This window comes from Herbaspirillum sp. SJZ106, from assembly GCF_006715495.1.
Lineage (GTDB): Bacteria > Pseudomonadota > Gammaproteobacteria > Burkholderiales > Burkholderiaceae_D > Herbaspirillum.
In genome coordinates this window covers 1,022,201-1,041,297 of the sequence record NZ_VFNI01000001.1, presented here as the reverse complement: position 1 = coordinate 1,041,297, position 19,097 = coordinate 1,022,201, and the positions used below count along the sequence as shown (strand labels likewise).

Here is a 19,097-nt window from a genome sequence, read left to right as displayed (position 1 = left end):
ACAGCAGGCCATGGCCACCGATCCGGCAGCATCCCCTTTCCTTCCTGACGCCACCCAGCCCGGCCCGGACAATCCGGGCCAGGTGTGGCTGATCGGCGCCGGCCCCGGCGCGGCCGACCTTCTCACCGTACGTGGCGCGCGCATCCTGGCCGAGGCCGATGCCGTATTGCACGACGCGCTGGTGACGGAAGAAATCCTTGTACTGTGCCCGCAGGCGGTGAAGATCCCGGTCGGCAAGCGCAGCGGCCAGCGCTCGACCGCGCAGGTGGAGATCAACGAGAAGCTGGTGGCGGCGGCGCAGCAGTACCGCCGCGTAGTGCGCTTGAAAGGCGGCGATCCCATGCTGTTCGGTCGTGCCGACGAGGAAATGCGCGCGCTGGAAGCGCACCGCATCCCCTACGAAGTCGTGCCCGGCATCACCGCCGCCCTGGCCGCCGCGGCTTCGGCCAAACGCCCGCTGACCCGGCGCGGCATCGCCCGCAGCGTTTCGCTGTTCACCTCCAGCACCGCTCCCGACCAGCCCAACGAAGTGATCATGCCCAACGGCGACACGCTGGTGCAGTACATGGGCGGACGCGAAGCCACCGCCACCGCGCGCCGGCTGCTGGCGCTGGGCTATGCGCCGGATACGCCGGTGGTGGTGGTGGAAAACTGCAGCCGCCCGGACGAGCACATCTACAACCTGCAATTGGCCGGACTGGAAGCCGGGCTGCAGGCCTGCAGCGGGCCGGTGCTGGTGATGATCGGGCCGGCGCTGGCCGACCGCGACTGAGCCGGCTTGGCGTAACCCGCTTCCCCCACTTCCCCCACTTCCTCCACCTCCCCCGCACTTGCCCGGCCGGCGGCAATGATTGCTATCATCGCGGCTTCACTGTCTTGAGGCCTCGCCATGCACCTGCTGCACGACACCAACGCCCCCGCCGCCGATCCCATCGATTTCGATGCCTTTCTCAAGGTCGACATCCGCATCGGCACCATCGTCTCGGCCGAAGCCTTTCCCGAAGCGCGCAAACCGGCCTACAAACTGAAGATCGATTTCGGCTCGGGCATTGGCGTGCGCCAGAGCAGCGCGCAGATCACGGCGCATTATCGGCTGGAAGACTTGGTGGGGCGCCAGGTGGCGGCGGTGGTGAACTTCCCGCCGCGCCAGATCGGCAAGTTCATGTCGGAAGTGTTGACGCTGGGGTTTCCCGATGATGCCGGTGAAGTTGTGCTGTTCAGGCCTGACCAGGTTGTGCCTGACGGTGCTCGGCTGTTCTAAGTAAGAATCTATTTTTGGGGTAGCCTGGTCTTGCTGCTTGTCGGTGTATTGGCTTGATGTTTTTTGGGGATAAGTCTGGGTAGACTGCTCTTGCTTCGTGCAGATGTACTGGCTCTATGCTTATCTTTCTCCGGTCGCAGCGGAGCGCCGGGGGCGGCCCGGCAGCCGCTCACTTTTCTTGTCTCGCCAAGAAAAGTAAGCAAAAGAAGGCGACGCAACTACCCAGCCCCTTCGGGGTTCCCGACGGATCGGGCAAAAAAATGGGCAAGGCAGAGTCGCTTCGCTCCGACTGCCTTGCTGATCCATTTTTTTGCCCGATCCGCCGGCTGGTTAGATGCGACGTCTTATCCGGCTCGCCTTCGGCATCGCGGTGCTTGCGACTGGCTTGGTTCAAGGAATGGCGCCAATGCGCAACTCCCCTCCCAATCCCGATGCCGTAGGCGAGGCGTTCAGGTTTTCTCCCCTTGTGGGCCAGCCGTTGGAGTGCCATGAAAAATGGATCAGCGAGGCAGTCGGAGCGCAGCGACTCTGCCTCGCCCATTTTTCATGGCGCTCCAACGGGTACCCCGAAGGGGCTGGCACTTAGGGGTCGCCTTTCTTTGCTTACTTTCTTTGGCGAAGCAAAGAAAGTGAGCGGCTGCCGGGCCGCACCCGGCGCTCCGCTTAGACCGGAGAAAGATAAGCATTAAGCCAGTACATCTGCATGAAGCAAGAGCAGACTACCTAAAAAAACATCAAGCCAATACACCGACAAACGGCGAGACCAGACTACCCAACAACAACAGCCCTAACACAATAAGCAGAAATAGCCCGCAATACAGCATCATCCTCACCAGCAGCCGGTACATCATCGATCTGCACTTGCGGATAAGCCTGCCGCAGTTGCGCCAGCAATTGCGGCAAGTCCCGCCGCACATGCCCCCCCTGCCCCAAAAAGACCGGCACGACGGTAATACGCTGCGCGCCGCCAGCCACGGCCTGCGCGGCGGCGGCTGGCAAATCCGGCTGCATCAGCTCCAGAAAAGCCAGCTGCACATCCACGTCAGGCGCGGCGGCCTGCACCAGCACGCGCAAACGTTCGAACGGCGCCGCCCAGGCCGGGTCGCGCGCGCCGTGGGCAAACAGGATCAGGCTTTGGGCAATGGAGGCAGGCATGATGTCAGGTACGTTCGACCCACCACAACGCGCCGATGGCCAGCGCCATGAACAGCAGGCTGGGCAGCGCCGCCGTCACGAAGGCCGGCCAGGTGTTGAGCAGGCCGAGGTGCGAGAACAGGCTGTTAATGAGCTGGAAGCACACGCCGATCATGATCCCGGTGAAGATCTTCAGGCTCACGCCGCCGGCGCGGAAATGCAGGTAGGCGAACGGCAGCGCCAGCGCCATCATCACGAAGATGGACAAGGGATAGACGATCTTCTTCCAGAAGGCAATTTCGTAACGGTCGGTGCGCTGGTTGTTGGCTTCCAGGTGCCTGGTGTAAGCGAGCAGGTCGTAGGCCGACATGTGATCCGGATCGGCAAACAGCACCGACAGGATTTCCGGCGTCACCTCCGACACCAGCCGCATGCTGTCCAGCCTGGTGGTCTTGATCGGCTCGGTGATCTTGCGGTCCTTGTTGCCGTCGGCGAAATCCGATTGCAGCACGCCGGAGAGTTTCCAGACATGGTCGCCCTGATAGTCGCCGGAGGTTGCCGTGATCATGCGCGCCATGTGGAAATCCGTATCCAGCTCGTACAGCTTGACGCCTTCGATGCGGCCGTCCGGCTGGATCGACTGGATGTTGATGAAGCGGCTGCCGGTGACATTGCCGTCCAGGCCGTTGTCCTTGATCACATCCTTGGCCCACATGCCGGAACGGAACTGCGACGACAGCGAAGCCCCCTGGGCCTGCAGCTTGAGTTTCTCCCCCCATTCGGAAGCCTTGGGGGCGATGATTTCACCGAACACGATGGTCAGCACCACGAAGCCGATGCCGATGCGCGCCAGTACGCGCGCGGCCATGCCGGTGGACATACTGGACACGCGCATGATGGTGAACTCGGAACGCGCCGCCAGTTGCGACAGCGTGTAGATGGTGCCGATCAGCACCGCCGTGGGCATCAGTTCATACACGTTGCCCGGCAGCCCCATGACTACATAGAGCACCGCCTGCTGCAGCTGGTAGCCGTTGCGGCCGACCTGCTCCAGCTGGCCCATCATCTCGAAGAAGGCGAACAGCGCCAGGAAGGCCGCCAGGGCGAACAGCACCGAGCGGGTGATTTCTGTTCTGAAATAACGTTGGATGACGCGCATGTCAGGCCTCGCGCTTGAAGATCAGGGCACGGCGCATGGCCGACCAGATGACCGCCGGATGGCAGCGGCTGTTGATATTGAGCCGCAGCGCGAACATGCCCACGATCAGCAGCGCCACTATCGCATGCACCGGCCACCAGCCCAGCATGAAGGACATGCGCCCCTGCGCCACCGAGGCCTGGAAGACGCTGACCGTATTGCTGTAGACCACGAACAGCAGCAACGCCACCAGCAGGCCCAGCGAACGGCCCGCGCGCGGGTTGACGAAGGACAACGGAATCGCCAGCAGCATCAGGGACAGCCCCATCAGCGGCAGCGCGATGCGCCACAGCAATTCGCCGCGCGCGAAACCGTCGTTCTTGACCAGCAGCTCGTTCATCTGCATCGCCCGCGCCGAGCGGTCGCCGGCGGCGGCCTGCGACTGGTTGCCGATCAGCAGGCCGTAACGCTCGAAATCGACGATCTGGAAATCCGGCAGGCCGGGGGCCCCGTCATAGCGGCGGCCCTTGCTCATGACCACGAACTTCTCGCCGTCCTTGTCGACCACGGTCTCGCCTTCCTTGGCCACCACCACGCTGTTCTTGCCGTCGGCGCCGATGGTGTTGACGAACACATTGCGCACCTTGGAAGCGTCGCCGGAAATGCCTTCGACGAAGAAGATGCGGTTGGCGCTGGCCGACTCCTGGAACTTGCCGGGCGAAACCCGCGCGATATCCTCGCGCTTTTCAAAGCGTTCGCGGTATTCGCTGCTCTGCTGGTTGGCCCAGGGAGTGACGACGAAGGAAAGCACCGCCACCAGCAACACGATGGGCCAGCCGAACAGCAGCACCGGCTTGACCCAGCGCGTCAGGGAAAGCCCGGAGGAGAACCAGACCACGATTTCGGAATCCTGATAGCTGCGGGTCATCACCAGCAACACTGAAATGAAACCGGTCAGCACCAGGATCACCGGCATGTAGTTGAGCGACTGGAAACCGATCAGGGCGATCACGTCCTGCGACGCAACCTGGCCGCCAGCGGCCTGGCCGAGGATCTTGATCAGCATCACGGTGAGCGTAATGGTGAAGAGCGTGGTGAAGACGGCGCCTGCGGTGCTCGTCAATTCGCGTCGAAGTGCGCGCTGGAAAATCATGCGAAGCCGGGAACTTGTGTAATGGGTGGGCGTAAGGGTCCTGTCCGGCCCGGCAAGCAACGCATCTGCACGCACGTGGCGGCGAAATGGGCTCTATAATCGCCGGGTAAATCAAACAAAGGACGAACGATGGACTTTAGCACAAAAACATTGGACGCAAAAAACGCTGTAACCGCTGTCAAGACTGGCGCATTGGTGGTCGGCATCCATGAAAACCGCAAGCTGACCAAGGCCGCCGCCGCGCTGGACAAGCTGGGCGCCATCAGCGCCGCGCTGAAGTCCGGCGACATCTCCGGCAAACCCGGCTCGACCCTGCTGCTGCGCGGCGTCACCGGCATCGCCGCCGAACGCATCGTGCTGCTGGGCCTGGGCGCCGAAGAAGAGATTTCCGACAAGAGCTTCGCCGCCGCCGCCCAGGCGCTGGTGCGCACCCTGGCCACGCTGGGCTGCGACAACGCGGCGCTGGCGCTGCCGTTTGCCGGCGTCAAGGGCCGCGACCTGGCCTGGGCCGTGCGCAACGTGGTGCTGGCCGGGCGCGATTCGGTCTACCGTTCCGACACCCTCAAGAGCAAGAAGGACCCCGCCCCCACCGGCGTGAAGAAAATTGCCTTCCTGACATCGGCGGCCGAGGCGCCGGCGGCCAAGGCCGCCGTGGCCGAAGCCGTGGCGCTGGCCAACGGCATGGCGCTGACCAAGGAACTGGGCAACCTGCCCGGCAACGTCTGCACCCCGACCTATCTGGCCAACACCGCCAAGAAACTGGCCAAGGAATTCAAGCTGGGCGTGGAAGTGCTGGACCGCAAGCAGCTCGAAGCGCTGAAGATGGGCAGCTTCCTGTCGGTCACCAACGGCAGCGACCAGCCGCCCAAGTTCATCGTCCTGAAGCACATGGGCGGCAAAGCCAAGGATGCGCCGATCGTGCTGGTCGGCAAGGGCATCACCTTCGACACCGGCGGCATTTCGTTGAAGCCCGGCCTGAACATGGATGAAATGAAGTACGACATGTGCGGCGCCGCCTCCGTGCTGGGCACCTTCCGCGCCATCGCCGAACTGGGCCTGAAACTGAACGTGGTCGGCGTCATCCCGACCTGCGAGAACATGCCTTCCGGCCGCGCCACCAAGCCGGGCGACATCGTCACCTCGATGTCGGGCCAGACCATCGAAGTGCTCAATACCGATGCCGAAGGCCGCCTGATCCTGTGCGACGCGCTGACCTACGTCGAACGCTTCAAGCCGGCCGCCGTGATCGACATCGCCACCCTGACCGGCGCCTGCATCGTGGCCCTGGGCCACCACAACTCCGGCTTGTTCACGCGCGAAGACGAGGCCCACGACCAACTGGCCAACGACCTGCTGGCGGCCGGCCGCGCCACCGGCGACACCGCCTGGCGCATGCCGGTGCAGGACGCCTACCAGGAGCAGTTGAAGTCCAACTTCGCCGACATCGCCAACATCGGCGGCCAGCCCGGCGGCAGCGTCACCGCCGCCTGCTTCCTGGAGCGCTTCACCCGCAAGTACACCTGGGCCCACCTGGATATCGCCGGCACCGCATGGAAGAGCGGCGCCGCCAAGGGCGCCAGCGGCCGGCCGGTGCCGCTGCTGACCACGTACCTGCTGAACCAGGCGCGCGGCAAGTCGTCGCGCGCCTGATGCACGGCGGCGCGCCTCGCATGCGCAATGTCCCGCACCTTGCATGCGATGGCGCCGCCTGAGAAACGGCAGCGTCAACGGCAGCACCGCAAGCCACCGCATCGCCAGTAATGCCGTTCAGTTAAACGCTGAACGGCATTTGTGTTTGTGGAGGCTTGTGGAGGTTTGTGGAGTCCAGGCGCCGTTCGTCCTGAGTAGCTGCGCAGCAGCGTATCGAAGGGCAGGCAAGACCGCTAACAATGATACGCTGACACGCTGGCTTCGATACGGCCCTGGCGAGCCTACTCAGCCCGAACGGGCCAGGTGATGAGTGCTTCAGAATTAGCCTTCACTGAACGGCATTACCGCACCGCCGGTGGTTTTTTTCTTGCCTTTCCGGCGGCGCCGGCGCTACTGCCACCGGAATCCCCTGCCAACCCGGCGGGTTCGATCCGGATACAATGGCGCGCTATACAGCCATGTTCCAGACTCATACAGTCCTTCAACCGGAAATAAAATGAAGACGTCTATCGCGTTCACCCTGTCCTTGTTGTGCGCCGCACCCGCCATGGCGCAACAAGCCGCCCCCGACAGCATCGGCAGCGCCGCGCTGCCGGATCGCATCGTCGGCGACCTGGGCGCCGGCGTCTATCACCTCGAACGCAATGTGCTGGACAAGAGCGCCCACAACACCCTGCTGCCTTATGCCTATTTCGATTACGGGCGCTTCTTCGCCCGTCTCGATACGTTCGGCATCAAGACCGCCAGGATCGGCGCCGGCTACCTGGAGCTGGCCGCACGCGTCAGCTTCGATGGATTCGATGCCGAACGCGGCTTGCAGCATCGTTCCAATCCGATCCCCCTGGGCATCGGCACCTTCCAGGAGACGCCTTACGGCGCGTTCTTCCTGAATGCCTTCTACGACTTCAACCAATCGCACGGCACCCTGGCCGAAGCGATCTATGCGGCCCAGGTCGATGTCGGGCCGGTCAGCATCTATCCCCAGGTCGGCGTGGAGCGCCGCAGCGCCAACTACAACAATTACTTCCTGGGCGTGAGCGCGGCCGAATCGGCCGCCAGCGGCTATCGCCAATACCATGCCGGCGCTTCCAACAACGCCATTGTCGGCCTGAGCGCCGATATCCCCGTCAATGCCGACTGGCGGCTCAACGTCACCTGGCGCCGCAAATGGCTTGGCAGCGGCGCCGCCGACAGCCCGATCCTCAATCACAAGATCGAAGACATGGGACTGGTCGCGCTGAACTACCACTTCAAGTAAGCGCGGGCGAATACGGTAAGATGGCGGACTTCGCCCGCACGGGCGGAACTGTCCGTTCATCACCTGCCATCGCTACCATGAAAATCGCCACCTGGAACGTCAACTCCCTCAAGGTCCGCCTGCCGCAAGTGCTCAAATGGCTGGAAGAAAACCCGGTCGATGTGCTGTGCCTGCAGGAAACCAAGCTGACGGACGACAAGTTCCCCGCGGCGGAGATCGCGGCGGCCGGTTACATGGTCGAATTCAGCGGACAGAAAACCTACAACGGCGTGGCCATCCTGTCGCGCCATCCGATGAACGACATCATCAAGAACAACCCGCTGTTCCCGGATGAGCAGCAGCGCATCATCGCCGCCACCATCGAAGGCGTGCGCTATGTGTGCGCCTACATCCCCAACGGCCAGTCGCTGGAGTCGGAAAAGTATCCGTACAAGCTAAGCTGGCTGGCGGCGCTGCAAGAGTGGCTGCAGCAGGAGCTGGCAACGCACCCGCGCCTGGCGCTGCTGGGCGACTACAACATCGCGCCGGAAGACCGCGACGTGCACGATCCGGTGGCCTGGCAAGGGCAGGTGCTGGTGTCGGAACCGGAACGCGAAGCCTTCCGCAAGCTGCAGGCGATGGGCCTGACAGATGCGTTCCGGTTGTTCGAGCAACCGGAAAAAATATACAGCTGGTGGGATTATCGCCAGATGGGTTTCCGCCTCAATCGCGGCTTGCGCATCGACCATATCCTGCTCACGCAGGCATTGAAAGAACGCTGCACCGCCTGCGTGGTCGACAAGGTTCCGCGCAAATGGGAACAGCCGTCCGACCATGCGCCGGTCGTCGCCACGCTGGCGGACTGAGCCTTGAGAACCCGTTTCACAATGAAACGGGTTCTTAAAAACAGGTTCTTAAGAAGCGTCTTCTTTCTTGTTGCGCATGTTTTTCTCGAACTGCACGTCCAGCTTGCTGACCCGCCTGGGCGTCTGCGGCCCATAGGCGTTGACGAAAGCGACAAAGTCATCCAGCTCCAGCGCCTCGCTCAATTTCTCCATCGGCTTGCCCGCCACGCGCTGGACCAATTGGAAACGTTCGTCCGAAGTGCGCAGCATCGAATACTGCTTGGTCTCGGCACGCCTGTTGAGGCGTTCGATGGCGCTGGCCGCGCGGGTCGATCTCATTGTCCCTGCTCCTCCAGGTTGAGCTGCCAGTAAGCGACATCCAGCCAGCGGTCGAATTTGCGGCCGACCTGGCTGAAATGCGCGCATTTGACGAAGCCCATGCGCTCATGCAAGGCCACGCTGGCGGCGTTGGGCTGGGTAATGCCGCCGATCACCAGGTGTACGCCCTGCGCTTTCAACATCTCGAACAGGCGCGCATACAGGCGCTTGCCGGCGCCGCGCCCGGCCGCATCCCGATGCAGGTAGACCGAGGCTTCGACGGAATGGCGATAGGCCGCGCGCGGCTTCCACTTGCTGGCATAGGCATAGCCCAGCACGACGCCGTCCTCCTCGTACACCAGCCAGGGAAACTGCGCCTGCACCTCGGCCATGCGCGCCTGCATGGTCTCCACGCCGACCGGCTCGGTCTCGAAGCTGATGGTGGTGTGTTCCACGTAGTAGTTGTAGATATCGCAGATGGCTGCGGCATCGGAGGCCAGGGCGTGGCGGATGGGATCGGGCATGATGGTCGGGCGAGCGTGGCGGCAAAGCAGGTAGTTTAACCAAAAGCCGCCGCCTGCGCCTGCCGCGCGAGCTGCCCGGCGACAATCAGAAACGATGCAGCATGCCGATATTGAGGCCGGCCTGCTTGCCGTTCTCGGCATACAGCCGGGGCGAATTTCCGATCCCGATCGCATCGCCGCTGGGAATCCAGGCATAGGCCGCCGTCGCATACAGTTCGGTACGCGCGGACATCGTGTGCGTCAGGCGCATGGCCAGCAGGTTGGGATCGCCGCTGCGGCCCCTGGCCGCATTCCGCACATCGACGTGGTAATAACCGAACGACAAGGTATTGCGCCCATCCAGCGGCAGCGCCAGCCCCAGCCAGACAAAGTCGCTGCGCCGGTCGGGACGATCGCCGATGCCATGCTTGACGTGGCGGCGATAGCCCGCATAGGTCTTCACCTTGCCAACCGGGAGCACGCCGGACAGCGACACGTTTCCGGCGCGGCTGTAGCCCTGCTCCAGGGTATCGCTGTTTTCCCGGTCGTAGGTCAGCGTCCAGCCGAAGCCATCGTTGCGGTAATCCAGCGCCGCCGCGTATTTGGCCCTGGCGGAAGCCTGTCCGGCCACCTCGCCCAGGCCATAGCTGGCGCCGAACTTGTAGCGGCCGGCGTTCCCCTCGTACTTGACCAGATTGGATATGCGCCCCAACGTACCGTCGCGCCGGCCGCCGCGCAGATGGGTGCTTACGCCCGACCACGAGTAATTGTTGGCGAGCGCGTCGTTGAGCATGAAGTCGCCGGTGGTGCTGTCGCTGCGCCCCACCAGCAGGCGCCCGTATGCGCCCTGGATGCCGACATTGGCCTGGCGGTTAAAAATCGAATGCGGATCCGCCATGCCTCCGGTATCGGGACGAAAACCGCTTTCCAGCTGCACGAAGGCCTTGTTGCCGCCGCCCAGGTCTTCCTCGGCGCGCAGGCCGATGCGCGAAGTGGAAGTGCCGCTCGGGGACATGCGCAAGATGGCGCCGCCGTCCGGCCCCGCATTGTTGATGTATTCGACGCCGAGGTCGATCCGGCCGTACAGCGTCACGCCCTGGGGACTGGCTGCGGCCGCGGGCGCAGCCAGCATTGACAAGAAAACGGCACATGGCAGGGCCAGCCCGGAAAAGAAAACATTTCGCATCGGATTCGTCCATTGATTAAGGAAACGTCCGGCGCTGCAAACGCAGGGCCGGACGCGAATCGATGCTAGGAAGGCTATATGACCACCCGGTTACCGCCCGGGCCGTCAACGGCAATCTTTATATAACTCTCAAATATTTTCCAAAGCCTGTACTACCCGCGCCACACCTGCTTCACCTGCTCCAGGGCGGCGGGATCTTCAATGGTCGGCAGGTCGCCCGGATCGCGCCCTTCGCAGATGGCCTGGATGGCCCGGCGCAGCAGCTTGCCCGAACGCGTCTTGGGCAGCAGGCCGACGAACAGCACGCGGGAAGGCCGCCCGACGGCGCCGATCTGCTTGTCCACCACGCCCATGATCTCGCTCTCCAGCGCCAGCTTCTGCTGCGGCGTGGCGGCGGCATCGGCATTCTTGAGGATGACGAAGGCGTAGGCCGCCTGCCCCTTGAGTTTGTCTTCCACGCCGACCACCGCCACTTCCGAGACATTCGGATGGCTGGAAATGCTCTCCTCGATTTCGCGCGTGCCCAAGCGGTGGCCGGCCACGTTGATGACGTCGTCGGTGCGACCGAGGATGAAGTAGTAGCCGTCCGCATCGCGGATACCCCAGTCGAACGTGGAGTAGGTCTCGCGCGCGAAGTTGCGCCAGTAGGTATTGACGAAGCGCTGGTCGTCGCCGTACACGGTTTGCATGCAGCCCGGCGGCAAGGGGCCGTCGATCACCACCACGCCCTTTTCGTTGGCGCCGCATGCCTGGCCGGTGGCTTCGTTGATGATGGCCATCTTGTAGCCGGGCATCGGCACGCCCGGGCTGCCCAGGCGCGTGGGCTTGTCGTCCACGCCGCGGGCGATGGAGATGATCGGCCAGCCGCTCTCGGTCTGCCAATAATTGTCGATTACCGGCACGCCCAGCTCGCCGGCGATCCAGCTGGAAGTGGTTTCATCCAGCGGCTCGCCGGCCAGGTACAGCGCCTTGAGCGAGGAAGTGTCGTGCTTCTTCATGCATTCCGGCGGCTGCTTTTTCAGCACGCGGATGGCGGTCGGCGCCGAGAACATGCGCGTGACCTTGTATTTTTCGACGATGCTCCACCAGATGCCGGCATCGGGCCGGATCGGCAAGCCTTCATAGAGCACCGTCGCCATGCCCTGGATCAGCGGGCCGTAGACGATGTAGGAATGCCCGACCACCCAGCCGATGTCGGAGGTGCAGAAGTAAGTCTCGCCGGGATTGCCGCAGAAGATATGCTGCATCGACGACGCCAGCGCCACCGCATAACCGCCGACATCGCGCTGCACGCCCTTGGGCTTGCCGGTGGTGCCCGAGGTGTAGAGGATGTAGCTGGTCTCGTTCGATTCCAGCCAGGTCACCGGCACCTGCGTTCCCAGATATCGCTCGCGCAGCGGCGCGTAATCGACGTCGCGCTCAAGCGTGCGCGGCATTTCCGCCAGGCCGCGGTCGGCCAGCAACACATGCGCCGGCTTGTGCGCCGCCATCCGGATGGCCTCGTCGAGCAGGCCTTTGTACGGGATCACCTTGCCGCCGCGCGAACCGGCATCGGCCGAGACGATCAGGCGCGGCCTGGCATCGTCGATGCGCGAAGCCAGGCTGTTGGAGGCGAAACCGCCGAACACCACCGAATGCACGGCGCCGATGCGCGCGCAAGCCAGCATGGCGAACACCGCTTCGGCAATCATCGGCATGTAGATCAGTACCCGGTCGCCGCGCGCCACGCCCAGCGACTGCATGGCGGCGGCCATGGCCATGACCTCCTGCTGCAGTTCTGCGTAGGTATAGGTGCGCTCGCTGCCGGTCTCGGTGGAAATGGCGATCAGCGCGGGCTGCTGCGCCCGCTGCGGGAGATGGCGGTCGACCGCGTTGTAGCAGAGATTGGTCCGCCCGCCAATGAACCAGCGCGCGAACGGCGGCTGCGAATAATCCAGCGTCTGGGAAAACGGTTGCTCCCAGTGGATGCGTTCGGCCTCCCTGGCCCAGAAGAGCTCAGGCTGCTCGATGGACTGCCGATAGAATTCCTCGTATTGCATGACGTCTCCTCATGTCTTCGAATTGGAATCTGGAATCTGTTATGTGCCCGCTGTTGTTGGTTGGTGTTGCGGGTATCGCGACGATGGCCTCAGTGTGGCATCCCAAACTTACTTGCTGCTGAATTGCGTGCGTCCGAACCGGACAGCGTCTCGCGCGGCGCCCGCATCCGATACCCGCAAACAGGCATCGGGGGCATCAGGCATCGGGCATGGCGATCGGGCGGCGAACGCCGCCCGGGAAGGAAAGGCGCGCATCCGTTACCCGCCGAATGCGCCAACCGGAGCCGGACTTACCTGGCCTTGCAGTCGTTGGCCAGCTGCTGCCCGATTTTTGAATTGAGCAACATCGACTTGGACGGAATCTGGATCCACACCAGCCCTTCGCTCTTGTTCTCCAGGCGTACGGCGCCGGTCGACGTGCCGACCGGGTTCATCAGGTACGAATTGCCCTTCCACACCAGCGTGACGCCGTCGGTAACGCGGCCGTCCATGCGCAACTCCACCTTGTTGCCCAGCTCGCAGTTGAAGTTGCCGGTGACCAGTTGCGTGGCCCAGGTGGGCTGGCTGGCGGCCGGCGCCTTGATGATCTGCGGCAGCACCGGCTTGGTGTCGGTGACCGGCATTTTCTCCGAAGCGCAGGAGGCCAGCACGGCGACGACGGCAAATACGGAGCAAGACTTGAAGACGAAGGAGAGGCGCGAAGCGTTCAATACGGTCATCGGGATATCCAGGAGTGATGTCGGATCCGGATTCCGCAATGCAGCGAACCGGATCGGGAATGGCAAAACTGATCCGCCCGCATCTTAGCAATTAATTGCAATTCGCTCGACTTCTTCGCATGCTTGTTACAAATATCCACATCGGCCGACGACGCATGGGCCGCCGGCCGGCGCTCCTCATTTGCGCTTGGAGATGGGCACGAACTTCAGGTCTTCCGGGCCGACATAGTTGGCCGACGGGCGGATGATCTTGTTGTCGACGCGCTGTTCGATGATGTGCGCGGCCCAGCCCGAGGTGCGCGCGATCACGAACAGCGGGGTGAACATCGCGGTCGGCACGCCCATCATGTGGTAGGACACGGCCGAGAACCAGTCCAGGTTGGGGAACATCTTCTTGATGTCCCACATCACCGTTTCCAGGCGTTCGGCGATATCGAACATCTTGGTCGAACCGGCGTCCTTGGACAGCTTGCGCGCCACTTCCTTGATCACCTTGTTGCGCGGGTCGGAAATGGTGTAGACCGGATGGCCGAAGCCGATCACCACTTCCTTGTTCTCGACGCGGCGGCGGATGTCGGCTTCGGCCTCGTCCGGATTGTCGTAGCGCTTCTGGATCTCGAACGCCACCTCGTTGGCGCCGCCATGCTTGGGGCCGCGCAGCGCGCCGATGGCGCCGGTGATGGCCGAGTACATGTCGGAACCGGTGCCGGCGATGACCCGGCCGGTGAAGGTGGAGGCATTGAATTCGTGTTCGGCGTACAGGATCAGCGAGGTATGCATCGCCTTTTCCCATTGCGCGGACGGCTTCTCGCCGTGCAGCAGGTGCAGGAAGTGGGCGCCGATCGACTCGTCGTCGGTCTCGACTTCGATGCGCTTGCCGTTGTGGCTGTAGTGGTACCAGTACAGCAGCATGGAACCCAGCGACGCCATCAGGCGGTCGGCGATGTCGCGCGCGCCCGGGATATTGTGGTCGTCCTTCTCCGGCAGCACACAGCCCAGCGCGGAGACGCCGGTGCGCATCACGTCCATCGGGTGCGATGCGGCCGGCAGCCATTCCAGCGCCGCCTTCACATTGGCCGGCAGGCCGCGCAGCGCCTTCAGTTTGGCCTTGTAGGCGCGCAGTTCGGCCGCGGTGGGCAACTTGCCGTGCACCAGCAGGTGGGCGATCTCTTCGAATTCGCAGCTGTCGGCCACGTCCAGGATGTCGTAGCCGCGGTAATGCAGGTCGTTGCCGGTCTTGCCGACGGTGCACAGCGCGGTGTTGCCGGCCGTCACGCCGGACAGCGCCACGGATTTCTTGGGCTTGAAGCCGCCTGCTGTCGGGGTTGTCTGCTGCTCGCTCATCGTGTTCTCCTCAGGGGTTTCGGTTATGCGTTGATGGCGCCCGGCTCGCCGCGCGCCATGTGATGACGTTTTCTCTTATTTGTTCTTCTGCTGCGCGAACAGCGCATCGAGCTTCTGCTCGTAGGTGTGGTAGTCGATGCGGTCGTACAGCTCCATGCGCGTTTGCATGGTGTCGACCACATTCTTCTGCGTGCCGTCGCGGCGGATCGCGTTGTAGACGTTCTCGGCCGCCTTGTTCATGGCGCGGAAAGCCGACAGCGGATACAGCACCAGGCCGACGTCGGCGCCCTTGAGTTCATCCACGGTAAACAGCGGGGTCGAGCCGAACTCAGTGATGTTGGCCAGGATCGGCACCTTCACCGCATTGGCGAATTTCTTGTACATCGCCAGGTCGGTGATGGCTTCCGGGAAGATCATGTCGGCGCCGGCTTCGACGCAGGCCACCGCGCGCTCGATGGCCGCCTCCAAGCCTTCGACGGCCAGGGCATCGGTGCGCGCCATGATCACGAAATCATCGTCGGTACGGGCATCGACGGCAGCCTTGATGCGATCCACCATTTCCTGCTTGCTGACGATCTCCTTGCCGGGGCGGTGGCCGCAGCGCTTGGCGCCGACCTGGTCTTCGATGTGGATGGCGGCGGCGCCGAACTTGATCATCGACTTGACGGTGCGGGCGACGTTGAAGGCCGAGGCGCCGAAGCCGGTATCGACATCCACCAGCAGCGGCAGGTCGCATACGTCGGTGATGCGGCGCACGTCGGTCAGCACATCGTCGAGGTTGGAGATGCCCAGGTCGGGCAAGCCCAGCGAGCCGGCCGCCACGCCGCCGCCGGACAGGTAGATCGCGCGAAAGCCGGCGCGCTTGGCCAGCAATGCGTGGTTGGCGTTGATCGCGCCGATGACCTGCAGCGGGGATTCTTCCTGGACGGCCTTGCGGAATGCTGCGCCTGCGGAGTGGAGAGCCATGGTGACACCTTCTGGATGGGTTGCTGGATACGCTGAAGCGGGCGCCAGGCAATGGCGGCGACGTTTCAGCGGACAAACTGGCAGACTGCATTGCAACGCCCGTGCCATCCCCCGGCCCGAAAAGCGAACCTTGCTGGCCGCCGCCCCCTCCCCGAACGCCAAACGCAGCAAAATCAATGACTTAGCCCCCTCCTCGCCCTGCCCGCAACGCGACGCAGGCGTGTTCCCCCGTGCCTCTGCCAGGCAGCAAAAGTGTTTCACATGTGTTACATTTTTGTTCCATGAGACACTAAATGAAACACATCTCCTTTCAATGAAACGCCCCGCCTATCGCGATGCCGACCGCCCGTCCGACAAACCGGTCATCTGGACGGTATCGGTTTCCCGCCTGTCCGAGCTCTTTCGCGACATCACGCTGGAGTTCGACGAGCTGGCCGACATCGAACCCATCCACCTCGGTTTCGACGAGGCGGTGCGCCACATCCGCGAACGGCTGGCGACCGAGCGCTGCGACGCGGTCATCTCGGCCGGCTCCAACGGCGCTTATCTCAAGAGCCGCCTGCCGGTGCCGGTGATCGTGGCCCGCGCCAGCGGCTTCGACGTGATGCAGGCGCTGGCCCGCGCGCGCAAGCTCACGCCGCGCATCGGCCTGATCACCTATCAGGAAACCATGCCGGCACTGGCCGAATTCCAGCAGATGTTCGGCCTGGACATCGTGCAGCGCACCTACGCCACCGAGGAAGACGCGCGCGCCCAGGTCAACGACCTCAAGGCCGCCGGCATCAAGGCCATCGTCGGCGCCGGCCTGATCACCGACCTGGCAGAAGAAGCCGGCCTGCAAGGCGTCTTCATCTATTCCTCGGCCTCGGTGCGCCAGGCGTTCGAAGACGCGCTGGAACTGGCGCGCCTGACCCAGCTGGAATCCGGCCGCTGGCGCAGCCTGCCGGTGGCCGATACGCTGCGCGCGCGCCATCACATCAACGACCTGCGCGGCGAGTCGCCGGCGATGGAGGCGGTGCGCCAGTCGATCACGCTGTTCGCGCGCTCGCCAGCCACCGTGCTGATCCAGGGCGAAACCGGCACCGGCAAGGAACTGGCGGCGCAGGCGATCCACCGCGCCCATCCGCTGATGCAGGGCAAGGTACAGGCGGCGCATCCCTTCGTGGCGGTCAATTGCGGCGCGCTGGCCGAGTCGCTGCTGGAGTCCGAGCTGTTCGGCTACGAGGAAGGCGCCTTCACCGGCTCGCGCCGCGGCGGGCGCGCCGGCCTGTTCGAAGCGGCCAACCGCGGCACGCTGCTGCTCGACGAGATCGGCGAAATGCCGCTGCCCTTGCAGACGCGCTTGCTGCGCGTGCTGGAAGAACGCGAGGTGGTGCGGGTAGGCGGCACCCGCCCCATCCCGGTGGATGTGCGCATCATCAGCGCCACCCACTGCGACCTCGATGCGCGCGTGCGGGAAGGCCGTTTCCGCGCCGACCTGTATTACCGGCTGGGCGTGCTGCGCCTGCAACTGCCGCCGCTGCGCGAGCGCCGCGAAGACATCGCGGCGCTCGCCGAATGGCACCTCAAGCACGCGCTGGCGGCGCTGGATGTGCGCCCGCACGCCAACCTGCACGCCGAGATCGCGCATTGCGCGCCGCTGCTGGGCGCCTACGCATGGCCGGGCAATGTGCGCGAGCTGCGCAACATGATGGAAAGGCTGGCGCTGTTTCTCGCCGCCGAACCGCTGCAGGCATTGACCCCGGCGCTGATCCAGGCCGTCGCACCTGAAATCGCCGCGTCCGGCATCCGGCAAGCGATGCCGGCATCATCGTCATCGCCCGTGGCGTTGCAAGAACCGGCGCTGCCCGATATCCGTACCGTCCTGCAGCGCTGCGGCGGCAACCGGGCGGCGGCGGCGCGCCAACTCGGGATCAGCCGCACGACGTTGTGGCGCAAGTTGAAAGAGGCCGGCGAACCCGAGCTGCCATGACGACATGGCAACGGCGCCCCGCCGGCAAATTCATCAACCGGCTCGCCCTCGCCTTGCCGTAAATTATTTACGCCGCATGGAATTTCAAACACCTTCCCAGCGCCTGATAATCGGGAGAACTCGCTTCTTGACAGCGAGTTCTCCCGCCGCCTATGCTCGGCCGCTGTAGCGGCATATGCCATACCCGGAGCAAGCAGACACATACCCAAGCAGCCGCTGTTCGCCCATTCCGGTGAGGCCATCGAGCTCCGCGCTTTCATCCACAAGCGTCATTCAAAAAAGGGAAAACCCATGACCAGCACAACCGTTTCGCCGACGGCCGAACATACGCATCCGCAGGCCAGGCGCGCCATCATTTCCTCGTCCATCGGCAATGCGCTCGAATGGTTCGATATCCTGATCTACGGCGCCTTCGCAGTCGTCATCGCCAAGCAGTTCTTCCCTACCGGGAACGACACCGTCTCGCTGCTGCTGACCTTCGGCACCTTCGGCGTCTCGTTCTTCATGCGTCCGCTGGGCGCGGTGGTGCTCGGCGCTTACTCCGACCGCGTCGGCCGCAAGTCGGCGCTGATGCTGTCGATCATGCTCATGACCATCGGCACCGCGCTGATCGCGTTCATGCCCAACTATGAAAGCATCGGCCTGCTGGCACCGGCCGGCATCGCGCTGGGCAAGATGATCCAGGGCTTTTCCGCCGGCGGCGAATTCGGCAGCTCGACCGCCTTCCTGGTGGAACACGCGCCGCACCGCCGCGGCTTCTTCTCCAGCTGGCAAGTCGCCAGCCAGGGCGTGAGCCTGCTGCTGGCAGCCCTCTTCGGCGCCGTGCTCAACAACATGTTGACCGCCGACCAGCTGGCCTCGTGGGGCTGGCGCGTGCCGTTCGTGTTCGGCCTGCTGATCGCGCCGGCCGGCATCTACATCCGCCGCCACCTGGATGAGTCGCCCGAGTTCAAGGATTCCGACGAGAAGACCGACGCCCCGCTGCGCGACACCTTCTCCAGCCAGAAGCTGCGCCTGCTGATCGGTTCGGGCAGCGTGATCATGGCCACCGTCTCGGTCTACCTGTCGCTGTACATCCCGACTTACGCGGTCAAGCAGCTCGGCCTGCCGGCCTGGTCCTCGTTCGCCGCCATGTCGGTGGCCGGCATCATCATGGCGCTGGGTTCGCCGCTGGTGGGCGCCTGGTCCGACAAGATCGGCCGCACCCCGTTCATGATCGCCAGCAGCGCGCTGTACATCGTGCTGACCTATCCGATGTTCGTGTTCCTGACCAATTCGCCGGGCTTCCTGCAATTGCTGTTGCTGCAGACCGTGATCGGCGTGCTGATGACCATGTACTTCGCCGCGATGCCTGCCTTGCTGGCCGACATCTTCCCGGTCGCCACGCGCGGCACCGGCATGTCGCTGGCCTATAACATCGCCGTGACCATCTTCGGCGGCTTCGCCGGCCTGATCATCACCTGGCTGATCGACTTCACCGGCGACAAGCTGTCGGTGAGCTACTTCGTCATCTTCGGCGCCGTACTGAGCCTGTTGGCCAGCCTGTCGGCGCGCCTGGTGCTGCGCCTGCGCTGACGGCTTCGCCGGGCCGGCCTGCGAATGGCTGGCCCGGCGCACCGATGGCGCACCGGC

Annotated in this window: 17 protein-coding genes; 7 read left to right on the top strand and 10 right to left on the bottom strand. The window is 63.8% G+C overall.

Annotated features, from left to right (window positions below):
* The first annotated feature begins 10 nt into the window (after positions 1-10).
* A complete protein-coding gene (cobA, locus tag FB598_RS04550; protein ID WP_141913185.1) occupies positions 11-772 on the top strand; it encodes a uroporphyrinogen-III C-methyltransferase in 762 nt (253 codons plus the stop codon).
* Between the two features lie 117 nt (positions 773-889).
* Positions 890-1,261, top strand: a complete 372-nt coding sequence (locus FB598_RS04545) for a tRNA-binding protein (protein WP_141913184.1) — start codon at positions 890-892, stop codon at positions 1,259-1,261.
* A 768-nt stretch (positions 1,262-2,029) separates the two neighbouring features.
* On the opposite strand, the gene FB598_RS04540 is transcribed toward FB598_RS04545, so the two are convergent.
* From FB598_RS04540 to lptF, 3 genes are read right to left on the bottom strand one after another with little or no spacing between them, the layout of a single operon-like run.
* The gene (locus FB598_RS04540) at positions 2,030-2,416 is read right to left on the bottom strand and encodes a sirohydrochlorin chelatase (protein WP_141913183.1); all 387 of its coding nucleotides are present in this window, start codon (positions 2,414-2,416) and stop codon (positions 2,030-2,032) included.
* A gap of 4 nt (positions 2,417-2,420) precedes the next feature.
* Positions 2,421-3,554 (bottom strand): LPS export ABC transporter permease LptG, encoded by a 1,134-nt coding sequence (lptG, locus tag FB598_RS04535; RefSeq protein WP_141913182.1) that lies wholly within the window; start codon positions 3,552-3,554, stop codon positions 2,421-2,423.
* Position 3,555: 1 nt separating this feature from the next.
* The gene (gene lptF / locus FB598_RS04530) at positions 3,556-4,686 is read right to left on the bottom strand and encodes an LPS export ABC transporter permease LptF (RefSeq protein WP_141913181.1); all 1,131 of its coding nucleotides are present in this window, start codon (positions 4,684-4,686) and stop codon (positions 3,556-3,558) included.
* A gap of 129 nt (positions 4,687-4,815) precedes the next feature.
* Between lptF and FB598_RS04525 the strand changes: the two genes are divergently transcribed.
* From FB598_RS04525 to xth, 3 genes are all read left to right on the top strand, one after another.
* Complete coding sequence (locus FB598_RS04525; RefSeq protein ID WP_141913180.1) at positions 4,816-6,336, top strand: leucyl aminopeptidase; 1,521 nt, start codon at positions 4,816-4,818, stop codon at positions 6,334-6,336.
* Between the two features lie 496 nt (positions 6,337-6,832).
* Complete coding sequence (locus FB598_RS04520; RefSeq protein ID WP_141913179.1) at positions 6,833-7,594, top strand: MipA/OmpV family protein; 762 nt, start codon at positions 6,833-6,835, stop codon at positions 7,592-7,594.
* Positions 7,595-7,671: 77 nt separating this feature from the next.
* On the top strand, positions 7,672-8,439 hold the full coding sequence (gene xth, locus FB598_RS04515) for an exodeoxyribonuclease III (RefSeq protein WP_141913178.1): 768 nt from the start codon (positions 7,672-7,674) through the stop codon (positions 8,437-8,439).
* 48 nt (positions 8,440-8,487) lie between these two features.
* On the opposite strand, the gene FB598_RS04510 is transcribed toward xth, so the two are convergent.
* The 7 genes from FB598_RS04510 to prpB form a co-directional block, all read right to left on the bottom strand.
* On the bottom strand, positions 8,488-8,757 hold the full coding sequence (locus tag FB598_RS04510) for a hypothetical protein (RefSeq protein WP_141913177.1): 270 nt from the start codon (positions 8,755-8,757) through the stop codon (positions 8,488-8,490).
* Positions 8,754-9,260: an arsinothricin resistance N-acetyltransferase ArsN1 family B gene (locus FB598_RS04505; protein WP_141913176.1), complete on the bottom strand. Its 507-nt coding sequence runs from the start codon at positions 9,258-9,260 to the stop codon at positions 8,754-8,756. The genes FB598_RS04510 and FB598_RS04505 overlap by 4 nt, the downstream gene beginning before the upstream one ends.
* Before the next feature lie 85 nt (positions 9,261-9,345).
* Positions 9,346-10,371, bottom strand: a complete 1,026-nt coding sequence (locus FB598_RS04500; RefSeq protein ID WP_183405815.1) for a porin — start codon at positions 10,369-10,371, stop codon at positions 9,346-9,348.
* Positions 10,372-10,577: 206 nt separating this feature from the next.
* Positions 10,578-12,464, bottom strand: a complete 1,887-nt coding sequence (locus tag FB598_RS04495; RefSeq protein ID WP_141913174.1) for a propionate--CoA ligase — start codon at positions 12,462-12,464, stop codon at positions 10,578-10,580.
* A 290-nt stretch (positions 12,465-12,754) separates the two neighbouring features.
* The gene (locus tag FB598_RS04490; protein WP_141913173.1) at positions 12,755-13,183 is read right to left on the bottom strand and encodes a hypothetical protein; all 429 of its coding nucleotides are present in this window, start codon (positions 13,181-13,183) and stop codon (positions 12,755-12,757) included.
* Between the two features lie 177 nt (positions 13,184-13,360).
* Positions 13,361-14,527 (bottom strand): 2-methylcitrate synthase, encoded by a 1,167-nt coding sequence (gene prpC, locus FB598_RS04485; protein ID WP_141913172.1) that lies wholly within the window; start codon positions 14,525-14,527, stop codon positions 13,361-13,363.
* A 75-nt stretch (positions 14,528-14,602) separates the two neighbouring features.
* Positions 14,603-15,493, bottom strand: coding sequence for a methylisocitrate lyase (gene prpB / locus FB598_RS04480; RefSeq protein ID WP_141913171.1), 891 nt, complete (start codon positions 15,491-15,493; stop codon positions 14,603-14,605).
* Between the two features lie 313 nt (positions 15,494-15,806).
* Between prpB and prpR the strand changes: the two genes are divergently transcribed.
* Together prpR and FB598_RS04470 are read left to right on the top strand one after the other, a co-directional pair.
* Positions 15,807-17,465 carry a propionate catabolism operon regulatory protein PrpR gene (gene prpR / locus FB598_RS04475; RefSeq protein WP_141913170.1) on the top strand — a complete coding sequence of 553 codons (1,659 nt, stop codon included), beginning with the start codon at positions 15,807-15,809 and terminating at the stop codon, positions 17,463-17,465.
* 291 nt (positions 17,466-17,756) lie between these two features.
* Positions 17,757-19,040 (top strand): MFS transporter, encoded by a 1,284-nt coding sequence (locus FB598_RS04470; RefSeq protein ID WP_141913169.1) that lies wholly within the window; start codon positions 17,757-17,759, stop codon positions 19,038-19,040.
* Positions 19,041-19,097: the final 57 nt, after the last annotated feature.